Raw genomic sequence first — 12,507 nt, 5'->3', positions numbered from 1 at the left:
CCCGCCTACACCCCGACCGCGCGCTCGAGGTCCTTCAGCGACGTCTCGAGGTGGCCGAGCAACCGTTGCAGGTGCGGGACGCTGCGGCGGCAGCCGACGAGCCCGAAGTCGAGGTTGTCGGCGTTGTTGGTCACGGTGATGTTGACCGCCTGACCGTCGAGGGGGATGGACAGCGGATAGTTGCCGTCCAGCCGTGCGCCACGCCAGTACAGCGGTTCGGAGGGGCCGGCCGAAACGTTGGAGATGACGATGTTGAACGGCGGTGACGCCGCCGACAGGTAGCCGGGGATCAGCCCGAAGAACAGGCCGCCGATGTTGAACGCCGACAGCGCCAGCTGCTGAACCGGCGGCAGTTGTTGGAACACCGCTTTGGTGTCGCGGATGGACGTGCTGACGACGTCGAGCCGCCGCGCCGGGTCGTCCAGGTCGGTCGCGAGGTTGCACAAGAACGTTCCCACCATGTTGCCGCCGCGTTCGTCGTCGGACTTGCGGAGATTGACCGGCACCATCGCCGTCAGTGGGGCGTCCGGGAGGGCGTTCTGCTCCAGGAGGTAGGTGCGCAGGGCGCCGGCGCACATGGCGAGCACGACGTCGTTGACCGTCACCCCGGCCGCGGACTTGACCGCCTTGATCCGGTCCAGCGACCACGACTGCGCGGCCACCCGCCGGGCACCGCCGATCCGGACGTTGAACATGCTCCGCGGCGCCCGGAACGGCATCGTGAGCTGTTGTTCGAGCAGCGCGGCGCGGGCCAGCCTCAGCGTGGACGGCGCGAGGGCGAGCGCGGACCCCGCCGTGCGGCCGGCCCGCTCCAGCAGCGACTGGCGTTTCTGCCCGCCCCCGCGTTTGCGGGGCCCGAGGCTCCACGGGACCCGCACCTGGTCGTCGTTCGGGTCGGGGGTGAAGGCGCGCTGCACCAGCCGCATCGCGGACACGCCGTCCATGAGCGAGTGGTGGTACTTCGTGTACACGGCGTACCGGCCGTCTTGTAGCCCCTCGACGAGGTGGGCCTCCCACATCGGGCGGTGGCGGTCGAGCAGGCTGCCGTGCAGCCGGGACGTCAGCTCCAGGAGATCACGCACCCGCCCCGGCTCGGGCAGGGCCGAACGGCGCAGGTGGTAGTCGAGCTCGACGTCGTTGTCGAACGACCACGCGAGGTTGGTCAGCCCACCGAAGAAGGCCGGGTGCTTGCGGAACAGCGGCTGGACGTCCGTGCACTCGAGCATGGCCTGGTAGGACTCGCGGACGAAATGGGGCCCGGCGTCCTCGGGCGGTTCGAACAGCTGCAGCGATCCCACATGCATCGGGTGTTCGCGGGACTCCCCGACGAGGAACAGCGCGTCCGTCGGCGATATCGGTTCCATGGTCAACCCCAATCCTTCGCTGCGCCGTCCACGCGGCACACGACCATCTCCTAGTAGCCGAAGTGAGCGTTTGCTAATCCGAAAAGACGGTGCCAACCGAAGCGCTTGCGGCCGCGACCGTTTGGGTACATGCATGCGAACACTGGCGCTCGAGGAGTGAAGATGTCGGCGGGTCCGGAGTGTCCGAAGCGGATGGAGTTCGGGCCGTGCGGCGGGGTGCGCCCCGACGGCCAGTGCGAAATGCGGCCGGGCGCGTGCGCGTTCGACGACGTGGTGGCGTGGTCGGGCCACCAACCCGCACCGTGGCGCGTGCGCGCACCGCTGGTGCTCACCGACTTCAGCTGCACCCCGTTCGATCGCGACGACCTCGCGGCGACCGCCGCCGTTCTGGCGCCGGGATGCGACGCGGTCCTGGTCGGCGAGCACCAGAACAAACCCGACTTTCCGCCCACGCTGTTGGGGTCGCTGCTGCTCGACGCCGGGGTGACGCCGTGGATCACGCTGTCGTGCCGCGATCGCAACCGCGTGGTCCTCGAGCAGGAACTGCGCGGGTTGCGCAGCATCGACGTCGAGACGGTGTTGTGCGTGACCGGCGACGGGCGCGGCTACGACGTGCGCCCGGACGTCACGCAGACCTTCGACCTCGACGGCCCACGCCTCGTTTCGCTGGCCGCGTCGACGGGGGTCGTCGCCGCGGTGCCCGAAACACCGACCGCGCCGCCCGTCCACGCCCGGCCGGCCCGGCTGGTCGAGAAGCAACGGGCCGGGGCGAGCCTGGCGGTGCTCAACCACGTGCCCTTTCCCGGCATGGTCGCCGATTTCATCACGACGGCGCGCGCGGCGGGGCTGACGATTCCCGTGATCGCGGCGGTCGCGGCGTTCACCGACAGCGTCTCCGCGGCGGTGTTGCAGGGCTTGCCCGGGCTCGAACTCGATCAGGCCGTGACGGAGCGGGTGCTGAGCGCGCCGGATCCGGTGGACGCCGGGATCGCCGCGGCGGTGGACGAGGCCCGGGCGCTGCTGTCGATCGACGGCGTCGAGGGAGTCAACGTGTCCGGCCTGGCGTCCGCGTCGGGCCCGCGCATCGGCGCGGAGATCAAGGCCGAGATCGGGCGGCGGATAAGAGAGGGGCGCCGATGACGCGCGCCGGCGACGATGCAGAACGTAGTGATGCTGAGGAGAGGGCGCCGATGACCGAAGCGATGGAGGCGGAGTTCGACACCGTCGCGGAGTGGACGGCGCGGGTGGCCGCCGACCTGGGCCCGGAATACCACGTGCCCGCGGGCTGCCGTGGGAGCGGCAGTCCGAATGCCCTGGACTGGCTGATCGAGCAGATGGGGCTGGCGTCGGGCGCCACGTTGCTGGACTCGGGGGCGGGCGTCGGCGGGCCCGCCGCCTACGCGGCGCGCGCCCGATCGGTGGTGCCGGTCCTGGTCGAGCCGGAAACCGGTGCCTGCCGCGCGGCGCGGAGATTGTTCGGCTTTCCGGTGGTGTGCGCGGAGGGGGCGGCCCTCCCCATGGCGGAATCGAGCTTCGACGCGGCATGGGCGCTGGGCGTGCTGAGCACCACTCCGGATCAGCTCGCGGTGCTCGGGGAGTTGCGGCGCATCGTGCGGCCGGGCGGGCGCATCGGCTTGTTGGTCTTCCTCGCCCACGGTGACATCGCCGACGAGGTGCTGGAGGGCAACCATTTTCCGACGCCCGACGGGCTGCTCGAGCTGGTGGCCGAAGCCGCGTTGCGGGTCGAGAGCCGGCTCGGCACCGCGGAGCTTCCGGCGATCTCCGACACGTGGAGCCAGCGGATCGACACCGTGACGCAGGCCCTGAGCGACCGGTACGGGCACACCGAGGCCTGGCAGCTGGCCGAGCGGCAGAGCGCACAGATCGGGCGGTTGCTCGACGACGGGACGCTGACGAGCGAGCTGTTGGTGCTGCGGTCGGCCTGAACGGCGAGAGCGGTCAGGGTGCAGCGCGGAAGGCGGCGGTGATCTCGGCGACCCTCGGGTCGGCGCGCAGCTCCTCCAGCGTCTCCGGCAGCGGCAGCCGCCAGTTCGGGTACTCGTCGACCGTGCCCGGCAGGTTGGGCTGGCGGGGTTCGCCCAGGACGTCGTAGGGCGAAATCAATTTCAACCGGCTCGGGGTCGCCGCCAGCAAGCGGTGCATCGCGGTGATGATCGCCGCCTCGTCCGGGTCGGGGCCCGACAACAGCCCCTCGGAGCGCAGCAGTTCCACCCACTCGGCGCGCTCCTTGTCGGCCACCGACTGCTCGCCCGGCACGTCGTCGAGCAGACCGAGTTCGGCGCGGACGTGCACGTGTTCGCCGCGCAGGAAACCCGCCGCCGTCGGCAGGTCGTGGGTGGACAGGCTGGCCGCCGCCCGTGACGGCCACTTCGCCGGCGGGAGCAGCGGCTCGCCCGGCGCGGATTCGTCGCGGGTGAACCAGGACACCGCGCACCCCAGCATCTCGTTGTCGGCCAGCGCCTTGGTCACCTCCGGTTCGACGGTGCCCAGATCCTCGCCGACGACGGTGGCTCCCGCCCGGTGCGCTTCCAGCGCCAACACCGCGAGCATGACGTCGGCGTCGTAGTGCACATAGGTGCCGCGATCGGGGCCGTCCCCCGGGGGAATCCACCACAGCCGCCACAACCCGGCGACATGGTCGATCCGCAGCCCGTCGGCGTGCCCGAGCACCGCGCGCAGCATGTCCCGCAGCGCGGCGTAACCGGTCGCGGCGAGGCGGTCCGGCCGAAACGGCGGCAGGCCCCAATCCTGTCCGCGCGGGGTGAAGTTGTCCGGCGGCGCCCCGATGCTCACGCTGGTGGCGAGCACGTCGGCCAGCGCCCACGCGTCCGCGCCGTCCGCGTCCACCCCGACCGGCAGGTCGTGCAGCACGCCGAGCGCCATGCCCGCGTCGCGGGCGGCGTCGCGCACGGCGGTCAGCTGCTCCTCGCAGCGGTGCTGCACCCACGCGTGGAACGCCACCCTCGGCGCGAGTTCTCGCCGGGCCGCCGTCACCGCCGCCCCCGCGACGTCGCGCAGCGGTGTGGGCCAGCGGGTCCACCGGCCACCGTGCCGCTCGGCCAGCGCGCAGTAGGTGGCCCAGTCGCGCAGCCCCGCGCCGGCGGCCGGGCCGTCCAGCGGGTCGGGCCGGCCCTCGGCGCGCCACAACAGCTCCAGCGCCGAGCGCTTGGCCGCCCACACGAGGTCGTAGTCGATGCGGTCGGTGGTCGCCGAGACCCGCAGCGCGTCCACCTCGGCGCGGGTGTCGGCGTCGGCTCGCGGGTAGGCGCCGAGGTCCTCGACGCGCAGCGCCAGCGGATTGGCGAACCGGCGACTGGACGGGGTGTAGGGCGACGGCTGCACGGGATGCGTCGGACCCGGCGCGTGCAGCGGGTTGAGCAGCACCGCGCCCGCGCCGTGTTCGGACGCGGTCCAGTTCACGAACTCCCGCAGGTCGCCCAAGTCGCCGACGCCCCAGGACCGCGACGAGCGCAATCCGTACAGCTGCAGCATCCAGCCCCAGGTCGCCGGCGTCGGCGGGACCCGCGGCGGGGCCGCCACCAGGGTCGCCTGCTGGCCGTCGCGCAGGTGCAGCCGGTACCAGCCCGGGGCCAGGTCGCTCGGCAGCTCGTCGCGCACCTCGGTCCGGGTGCCGTCCTCGCTCACCAACAGGGCGGCTCCGGGCAGCGGCCGGGGACGCCCGTCCACGCGCACGGCGAGGGTGGGCGCCAGGGCGCCCGCGCGGTCGCGTTCGGCCAGCCGGGCCAGCTCCTGGCGGCGGCCGGCTTCGCCGGCGGCATCGACGTCGAGCAGCTCGAGCACCCGGATCACGACGTCGGCGTCGACCTCGACGGGTTCGCGCCGCTCGTTGCGGTAGGACGTCGCCACCCCGTGTGCTTCCGCCAGCCGGCGCAGGTCATCGGGAACCGGCTTGGGCCGTGCCATCAGCGCCCCGGGCCGGTCGGGGCGCCGGCGGGGGCGACGGGATGACGACGGCGAGCACGCACCACGCTTATATACCCACGCCGCGGATTCTCACACCGGCTCCCGAAAAGCGTTTCGCGTCAGCGGCTTTCGCTTAGTGGCCGGTGGCCTGGAAGATGACCCGCCGAGCGATCTGCACGGCATGGTCGGCGAACCGCTCGTAGAAGCGACCCAACAAGGTGACGTCGACCGCCGCGGCGATGCCATGGGTCCACCCGCGATCCATCAGCTCGGCCAGCAATTGGTGGTGCAGTTCGTCCATCGCGTCGTCGTCGCGGCGAATCTGCGCCGCCCGGCGAGGATCCTGGGACAACAACACTTCTCGGGCGCCGCCGGCCAATTGTCCCGCCAACGCGCCCATTTCGGTGAAGTATTGGCGCACGTCGTCCGGCACGGCGGGGCGGGGATGCCGCATGCGCGCGATCTCGGCCACGTGTACGGCCAGCGCGCCCATCCGCTGCGCGTCCGCGGCGATCCGGATTGCGCTGACCACCGCCCGCAGGTCGGTGGCCACCGGTGCCTGTAACGCCAGCAGCCCGAACGCCGTCTCCTCGACGCGGGCGTTGACGGCGACCATGTCCACCTGGGCGGCGATGACGCGTTCGGCCTGCACCAAGTCGGCGTTCAGCAGCGCCTCCGTGGCCTGCCCGACGGCCTCCCCGGCCATCGCGCACATCAGCCCCAGCTGTTGGGTAAGGGTCCCCAACCGCTGGTGAAAAGCGCTCCTCATGCCCTTAGAGATAGGCCGGGAGACGCAAAATAAACGTCACGAAGCGCCGATTGGTCGTTTCGCGAAAGCCACCCGAATGCGTGGCCTTGTCAACGTCTTTCGTTCGCGCCGGCGCTACCTGACGTCGTCGGCCAGCGCGCGCGCCTCCCGCTCACTTTCCACCGCGGGCCCGGACCCCGGCAGCGGCTTCCCGGCGACCTCGGGGGTGAACAACAGCGTGACTGCGCCCACCAGGCCACCGAAGATCAGCATGTAGGCGGGCGCCATGACGTTGCCGGTGCCGGAGACCAACGCCTGGGCGATCAGCGGCGTGGTCCCGCCCACGGCCGATATCGAGATGTTGTAGGAAATCGCCAGCGATCCGTAGCGCACGTTGGTGGGGAACAGGGCGGGCAGCATGGCGGGCGCGGTGCTGTCAAAGCACAACTCCATCAATCCGATCAGCAGCACGCCGACGAAGATCACCGGGTAGATGCCGCCGAATCGGATGAGCAGGAACGCCGGAATGGACCCCACGATCAGCAGTGCGCAGCCCGTCCACATGATCGGCTTGACCCCGATGCGGTCGGACAGCGCCGCGACCAGGACCACGGTGGCCATCAGGATCGCCAGCGTCACCACGATCATCACCAGGCCGGCGGTGTGGCCGACGCGCACGAACAGCTTGAGGTACGTCGGCAGGTAGCCGGTCAGCATGAAGTCGGCGACCTGAGAGGTGAGCACGAGAGCCGCGCAGATCAGCAGGCCCCGCCACTGGTCCACGACCGTGCGCCGAAATTGCTGCCGGCGCCCGCCCGACGGCTGCGCGCCCTCGGTCGCGTCCTGGTAGGCGGACGACTCCTTGAGTCGCAGCCGCAGAACGAGCGCGAACAAGCCGAAGGGCGCACCCAGCAGCAACGGGATCCGCCAACCGTAGGTCAGCATGGCGTCATCCGGCAGGCAGGTTTGCAGCCCGGTCACCATCATCCCGGCGAGCACGAACCCGACCAGGTTGCCCATCGGCAGGAAGCCGACCATCATGCCGCGCTTGTGGTCGGGCGCCTGCTCGACCAGATAGGTCATCGCGCCGACGTATTCCCCGCCCGTCGACAGGCCCTGAAAGATGCGGGCGATGACGAGCAGGATCGGCGCCCAGATTCCGATGACGCTGTAGCCGGGCAGCAGACCCGTCACGGTGGTGCTCACCGTCATCATCAGGATGGTGACGACGAGAACCCGATGCCGCCCGATGCGGTCGCCGAGCGGACCGAAGATGAACCCGCCGAGCGGCCGCACCACGAACGCCGCCGCCAGCGTGCCGAACGTCGCGATCAGGTGGACGCCGCTGACGCTCTTACCGGGATAGAAGACCTGGGCGATCGTGGTGGCGATGTAACCGTAGACCCCGAAGTCGTACCACTCCATGAAGTTGCCGATCGCGGTCCCCAGGATGGTGCTGCGCATGGCCGGATCGGCGACTCGGATGTCGTCCCGTGCCCATTTCCTCCGGCGGCCCCGTGCAATCATCGACAGATTGCGTACCCAGAAGTTTCGTGGGCGGAACAAAGCGCACTCCCAACCGGCTCTATCGTCTCCATCGACCGGTGGCCGATCGTAGCGACCGGGCCAGGTCGACGGGAACTCACTGACCTTTCAGGCTGCCGATGCGAAGCGAAAAGTCGTCGGGCCGGGACCGCCCCCGGGGTTCCGACGGGTTGTCGGCCTCGATCTCCTCGACATAGCCTTCGGGGTCGCGGTCGACGATCGGCAGCCCCTCGGTGGTGGGATGTTCGGCCATGAAATCGCTGTACTGCTGCCCCAGGGCTTCCCGAAGGCCGATGGGGGCGGTCCGCCGGAAATCGGACAACCCTTCCCGCTCTTCCTCGCCCATGTGGTCGTCGTTGGCCTCGCGGGTGCGGCCCACCGCCGCCCACCACTGATCGGTGCCGACGCGGGCCGCGTTGGCGTCGCGCACCCCGTCGCGAATGTCGTTGTGGTCCCCGATGGCGTCGAGCGTCTCGCCTTCGGCGTCCTCCGTTCCCCGCTTCAGCAGCTGCGGGTAGAAGATCTTCTCTTCGATGTAAGCGTGCACGTCCAGCTTGTCGGCGAGGGGATGCCACACCCGAGCCAGCGCGGTTTCGTCGTTCGGCGTCTGCGCCTGCAGATAGTCCAGCGCGGCGAACTGTTCGCGGAACCACTCATGGTCGGCGAGGATCAGCATCGTGATGTCAGTCATACCGACGTCCCGCCTCCCTCACCGCTACGGTCCGCGGCCATGGTGTCCCATGGGGGCGGACCAGTCAACCGGCCGGGAAAGCTCCATCGGGGCGGCGTACACCGGGCGGATACACTGGGGCACCGGCGTGTAGATCGACCTCGATCGCGCGCCGCTGAACCCCACCGACGTCAGAGGTTGTTTGTGCCGGAAAACCGCAGCGAGCCCGCAAGCCTAGAGCCGCATTTCGACGACGTGCAGGCGCACTACGACCTGTCCGACGAATTCTTCGCGCTCTTCCTGGATCCGACGCGGACCTACAGCTGCGCCTATTTCGAACGCGACGACATGACCCTCGAAGAGGCGCAGCTCGCGAAGGTCGATCTGTCGCTCGGCAAACTCGGGCTGGAGGCCGGTCAGACGCTGCTGGACATCGGCTGCGGCTGGGGCACCACGATCGTCCGGGCGCTCGAGCGTTACGACGTCAACGTCGTCGGCCTGACGCTGAGCCGCAACCAGCAGGCGCACGTGCAGCAGCGTCTGGATCAGCATCCGAGCCCGCGCAGCAAGCGGGTGCTGCTGCAGGGCTGGGAGCAAGTCGACGAACACGTCGACCGCATCGTGTCCATCGGCGCCTTCGAGCACTTCGGGCGCGACCGCTACCCCGACTTCTTCAAGATGGCCTACGAGGCGCTGCCCGCCGACGGCGTGATGATGCTGCACACCATCATCCAGCCCAGCCGCGAAGAATTCGAGGAACGGGGGCTGCCCATCACCATGACGAAGCTGCGGTTCATGAAATTCATCATGGACGAGATCTTCCCCGGCGGGGACCTGCCGGCGGCCAAGACCGTCATCGAGCACGCCGAGCGCGCCGGCTTTACCGTCAAGCGGGTCCAGCAGCTACGCCTGCACTATGCCCGCACCCTCGACACGTGGGCCGGTGCGCTCGAGTCGCGCCGCGACGAGGCCATCGCGATCCAGTCCCAAGAGGTCTACGACCGGTACATGAAGTACCTGACCGGCTGCGCCGACCTGTTCCGCGAGGGTTACACCGACGTCGCGCAATTCACGCTCGCCAAGGGCTGACCCACCCCGCCGCCCGGTGACCTGCCACCGATCGGTTTATCACCCCTGAGACCGGGGTAAAACGACAGCCAACAACCTGTTTCGGTGTGCGCCGAGCCACATCTGCGCAAAACCGCAGGGGAGGGCTGATCGTGAGTGCCAGGCATCGGATGACGGCGACCGCCGAGCAAAGAAGGCCGGCCGAGCGACGCGCGGGCCGCGGGTCGGGCGTCGCCGCCGCGTGCGAGATGCTGTCCGGCTCGGTGCTGTGCGTGGCGGCGTGCGCGGCCCTGGTGCTCAACGCACCGCACAGCGAAAAGCGGACGATTGAGGCGAGTCAGGATCCGCCGGCCGCCGCCCAGCCCGTGCGCCAAGAGGGCACGGTGATCGCGGTGTCGGCGGGCTCGGTCACCGCGCGCAGCGCCAACGGGTACATTCAGACCTATCTCGTCACCCCCGACACGACCTTTATCGGGCACGGCGGTCAACTTGCAAGCACCGCAAAGCATTTCGCGGTCAACGACCATGTGGACATCGTCGGAACCATTCAGGATGGGACGGCGATGGCCACCGCGGTGGCCGACCGTGACGCCGGCCACGGGAATGGTCCGCCGATGGATTACCTTGACGGACAGATAGTTCCGGCCGGCCGCGGCTGACTGCCCGGCGGCGCACCCAGCCCGCGCCCGCAGCCCCCGCTGATCCGTTTCCTTCGCGCACCTTTCGAACCAGCCCTCCCCGGCTTAGTCTCTATGCCATTCACCCCGAGGAGGTCCGATGAGCGAGCACGAAGTGAAGATGGTCATCCTGTCGACCGATGACCTTGACGAGTCGATCCGGTTCTACAGCGAAACCTTGGGGATGCCGCTGAAATTCCGCGATGGGGCGCACTTTGCGGCCCTCGACGGCGGGCAGGTCACCCTCGCGCTGGCGACCGCCGTCGACCATCCCATCCCCGGTCAGGTCGTGGTCGGCGTCAAGACCGCCGATGTCGACGCCGCGGCGAAGGCGGTGGAGGCCAGCGGCGGGGGCATCGTCAAGGGGCCCTACGACGACGCGCACGAACGCCGCGCCGTCGTATACGACAACAAGGGCAACGGCCTGGTCTTCTACAAGCCGCTCGCCCGCTGACAAGCGCTATCTGCCCGTGCGCTCGCGGTGCTTGCACCCGGGCCAGCAGCACGGGCGCCGCTTGCCTTCCTCCAGTTCCTCCTGGGTCCGGCGAATGCGGCGCCGGCGGGTCGACTCCTGCTTGGCGTCCTCGACCCAGCAGATGAACTCGTTGCGGGCCAACGGCGTGATGTCCCGCCAGGCCGCAAGCGCCGTGGCGTTGCCGACCAGCGACTCGCGCAGGTCCTCGGGAAGTTTGTGCACCACACCGCCGGGTATCCGCTGGCTGCTCATGGGCTCAGGCTAACCCGCCGCTCACGACACGTAGTTGCGGGCAGCTCCCGACACGCGCCACGCGGTTAAGAGGGCAGATGTGCACTGTCGTCGTGCAATTCGTGGCGGCGCAAGGTCATCGGCGTGAGGCCCGGCACATCGCCGCCGGCGACCACCGCACGGGTGATCGGTGTCAGTGCGCGGAAGAGCGCCTCCACCTCGTCGTCGGTGAGCGCGTCGAGGGCCGACAGGCCCAGGGCATCGGTGGACCGTTCGATGTGGTCCTTCAGTTCCCGGCCGGCCGCGGTGAGCGAGCCGTCGTCGCCAAGCAGGCCGCGGGCGGCCAGGCGTTGCTCGTGGTGCCGCCACGCCGCCTCGTCGTAATCACGGGTGCGCGCGATGTACTCGCGCGGGATCCCGCCGGCGGCGGCATGCAGCACATTGGATTCCCGGCCCGAGATGCCGGCGGCGGCCAGCACCGCCACGTGGCCGTCGCCCCGGTGTTCGCGCAGCAGCGTCGTCGCGTGCCACAGCGCTGCGAGCGGATCGTCCGGCCACGGCAGCGCCAGGTTCGCGGCGAACAGCGGCCGGGCGTCGACCGGCGCCCCGCGGGCGGCCCGGCCCGCCAATTCCGCGGCAACACGGACGTTTTCGCTGTCATCGAGCCCGTGGCGGCGCAGCGCCGCGACGGCGGATTGCTGCCGGGCGCGCAACGCCGCGTCGGGGCCGGCGACCTGCCACGCCGCGGGCAGCGCCTTGGCGACGCGCTCGGCGGCGAAGTTGTAGAAGATCGCGGCCACCACTTGGTGCGGCACCATGCCCAACGGCGCGGAGCGGGCCGCGAAGTAACCCATCCAGAAACCCCGGTAACCCAGCCCGTCCAACGCGGCGCGCGCCTCCGGCGCGAAATACGTCACGGCATGCACCGGCTCGAACCGATCGAAGAAGCGCCGCGCCAGTTCCGGTTCCCTTTGCACGGACGCAGTCAACCACACCCGCCCGACCGGGCGGCTCTTCGCCCACGACGACAAACGAATCACCCTGCGGCTCAGAGTCTCAGCAGGCGTTCGGCGTTGCGGTGGGCGATCTTTTCCCGAACGTCCTCGCTGATCGGCATCCGATCGAGGAACTGCCGGCAGGCCTGCATGTTGCCGTAGGGGTAGTCGGCGGTGAACACGATGCGATCGATGCCGATGACGTTGACCATCGCCAGGTAGGCGTTGAAGGACAGGCTCCAGCTGGGGTCCATGGCGCCGGGCTGCTGGGTGTAGAAGTCGCCGGCGAGGATGCCACCGTAGAAATTCTCCCGAAGGTATTCCTTGACGGTGCGTTTGAGGCCGGTCTCCGCCGCCGGAAACGAGTAGTCGGTCCGCCAGCCCATCCAGCTCAGGGCCTCGAAGTGGTGGCCCACGATGATTTGCAGCTGCGGGAATCGGTCGAACACCCCGCCCAGGATCAGCCGAAGGCAGTGCACGCCGGTGTCGATGTGCCAGCCCACCCCGGCGGCCGCCAACCGCGCCGAGATTTTCGGATCGAAGCCAGCGTAGTAGGCGTCGATCACGGGTTGCGGCGGAATGGTGGGGTGCAGAAAGATTGGGACGCCGAGTTTTTCGGCGGATTCGAAGACCGGCCAGAAGAAGGTGTCGTCGAGGTAGCGGCCGTCGACGTGGCCGTTGATCAGGGCGCCCACGAAGCCGTGGTCGCGCACGGTGCGTTCGAGCTCGCTGGCCGCCGCGGCGGGGTCGCGCATCGGGAGGGTGGCGAAGCCGCGGAACCGGTCGGGA

Annotated in this window: 13 protein-coding genes; 5 read left to right on the top strand and 8 right to left on the bottom strand. The window is 69.7% G+C overall.

Features of this window, described 5'->3' with window-relative positions; translation table 11 throughout:
* Positions 1 to 5: 5 nt before the first annotated feature.
* The gene (locus HMPREF0591_RS02965) at positions 6 to 1,364 is read right to left on the bottom strand and encodes a WS/DGAT/MGAT family O-acyltransferase (protein WP_040620984.1); all 1,359 of its coding nucleotides are present in this window, start codon (positions 1,362 to 1,364) and stop codon (positions 6 to 8) included.
* A 162-nt stretch (positions 1,365 to 1,526) separates the two neighbouring features.
* Between HMPREF0591_RS02965 and HMPREF0591_RS02960 the strand changes: the two genes are divergently transcribed.
* Both HMPREF0591_RS02960 and HMPREF0591_RS02955 read left to right on the top strand, forming a co-directional pair.
* The gene (locus HMPREF0591_RS02960; RefSeq protein ID WP_007166918.1) at positions 1,527 to 2,504 is read left to right on the top strand and encodes a methylenetetrahydrofolate reductase; all 978 of its coding nucleotides are present in this window, start codon (positions 1,527 to 1,529) and stop codon (positions 2,502 to 2,504) included.
* A 50-nt stretch (positions 2,505 to 2,554) separates the two neighbouring features.
* Positions 2,555 to 3,310, top strand: a complete 756-nt coding sequence (locus HMPREF0591_RS02955; protein ID WP_040620982.1) for a class I SAM-dependent methyltransferase — start codon at positions 2,555 to 2,557, stop codon at positions 3,308 to 3,310.
* A 13-nt stretch (positions 3,311 to 3,323) separates the two neighbouring features.
* Here the strand turns inward: HMPREF0591_RS02955 and malQ are convergent, their stop codons facing one another.
* The 4 genes from malQ to HMPREF0591_RS02935 all read right to left on the bottom strand — a co-directional run bounded on the left by malQ (position 3,324) and on the right by HMPREF0591_RS02935 (position 8,293).
* Entirely contained in the window at positions 3,324 to 5,309 is a 1,986-nt protein-coding gene (malQ, locus tag HMPREF0591_RS02950) for a 4-alpha-glucanotransferase (RefSeq protein WP_007166916.1), read from the bottom strand.
* A 133-nt stretch (positions 5,310 to 5,442) separates the two neighbouring features.
* Complete coding sequence (gene phoU / locus HMPREF0591_RS02945; RefSeq protein WP_007166915.1) at positions 5,443 to 6,078, bottom strand: phosphate signaling complex protein PhoU; 636 nt, start codon at positions 6,076 to 6,078, stop codon at positions 5,443 to 5,445.
* 114 nt (positions 6,079 to 6,192) lie between these two features.
* On the bottom strand, positions 6,193 to 7,521 hold the full coding sequence (locus HMPREF0591_RS02940; protein ID WP_040620980.1) for an MFS transporter: 1,329 nt from the start codon (positions 7,519 to 7,521) through the stop codon (positions 6,193 to 6,195).
* Between the two features lie 178 nt (positions 7,522 to 7,699).
* Entirely contained in the window at positions 7,700 to 8,293 is a 594-nt protein-coding gene (locus HMPREF0591_RS02935) for a hemerythrin domain-containing protein (RefSeq protein ID WP_007166913.1), read from the bottom strand.
* Between the two features lie 183 nt (positions 8,294 to 8,476).
* Between HMPREF0591_RS02935 and HMPREF0591_RS02930 the strand changes: the two genes are divergently transcribed.
* The 3 genes from HMPREF0591_RS02930 to HMPREF0591_RS02920 all read left to right on the top strand — a co-directional run bounded on the left by HMPREF0591_RS02930 (position 8,477) and on the right by HMPREF0591_RS02920 (position 10,471).
* Complete coding sequence (locus HMPREF0591_RS02930; protein ID WP_040620978.1) at positions 8,477 to 9,361, top strand: cyclopropane mycolic acid synthase family methyltransferase; 885 nt, start codon at positions 8,477 to 8,479, stop codon at positions 9,359 to 9,361.
* Positions 9,362 to 9,492: 131 nt separating this feature from the next.
* Entirely contained in the window at positions 9,493 to 9,999 is a 507-nt protein-coding gene (locus HMPREF0591_RS02925) for a hypothetical protein (protein WP_007166911.1), read from the top strand.
* Between the two features lie 118 nt (positions 10,000 to 10,117).
* The gene (locus tag HMPREF0591_RS02920; RefSeq protein WP_007166910.1) at positions 10,118 to 10,471 is read left to right on the top strand and encodes a VOC family protein; all 354 of its coding nucleotides are present in this window, start codon (positions 10,118 to 10,120) and stop codon (positions 10,469 to 10,471) included.
* Positions 10,472 to 10,477: 6 nt separating this feature from the next.
* On the opposite strand, the gene HMPREF0591_RS02915 is transcribed toward HMPREF0591_RS02920, so the two are convergent.
* The 3 genes from HMPREF0591_RS02915 to HMPREF0591_RS02905 form a co-directional block, all read right to left on the bottom strand.
* Complete coding sequence (locus tag HMPREF0591_RS02915) at positions 10,478 to 10,744, bottom strand: YdeI/OmpD-associated family protein (RefSeq protein ID WP_007166909.1); 267 nt, start codon at positions 10,742 to 10,744, stop codon at positions 10,478 to 10,480.
* Between the two features lie 65 nt (positions 10,745 to 10,809).
* A complete protein-coding gene (locus tag HMPREF0591_RS02910) occupies positions 10,810 to 11,700 on the bottom strand; it encodes an SCO6745 family protein (RefSeq protein ID WP_040621722.1) in 891 nt (296 codons plus the stop codon).
* Between the two features lie 71 nt (positions 11,701 to 11,771).
* A partial coding sequence (locus tag HMPREF0591_RS02905) for an amidohydrolase family protein (protein ID WP_007166907.1) occupies positions 11,772 to 12,507 on the bottom strand: 736 nt, incomplete at its 5' end.

Origin of the sequence: Mycobacterium parascrofulaceum ATCC BAA-614, from assembly GCF_000164135.1 — a bacterium.
Lineage (GTDB): Bacteria > Actinomycetota > Actinomycetes > Mycobacteriales > Mycobacteriaceae > Mycobacterium > Mycobacterium parascrofulaceum.
The sequence above is the reverse complement of the archived record's forward strand: the minus strand, read 5'-3'. Positions and strand labels throughout refer to the sequence as shown.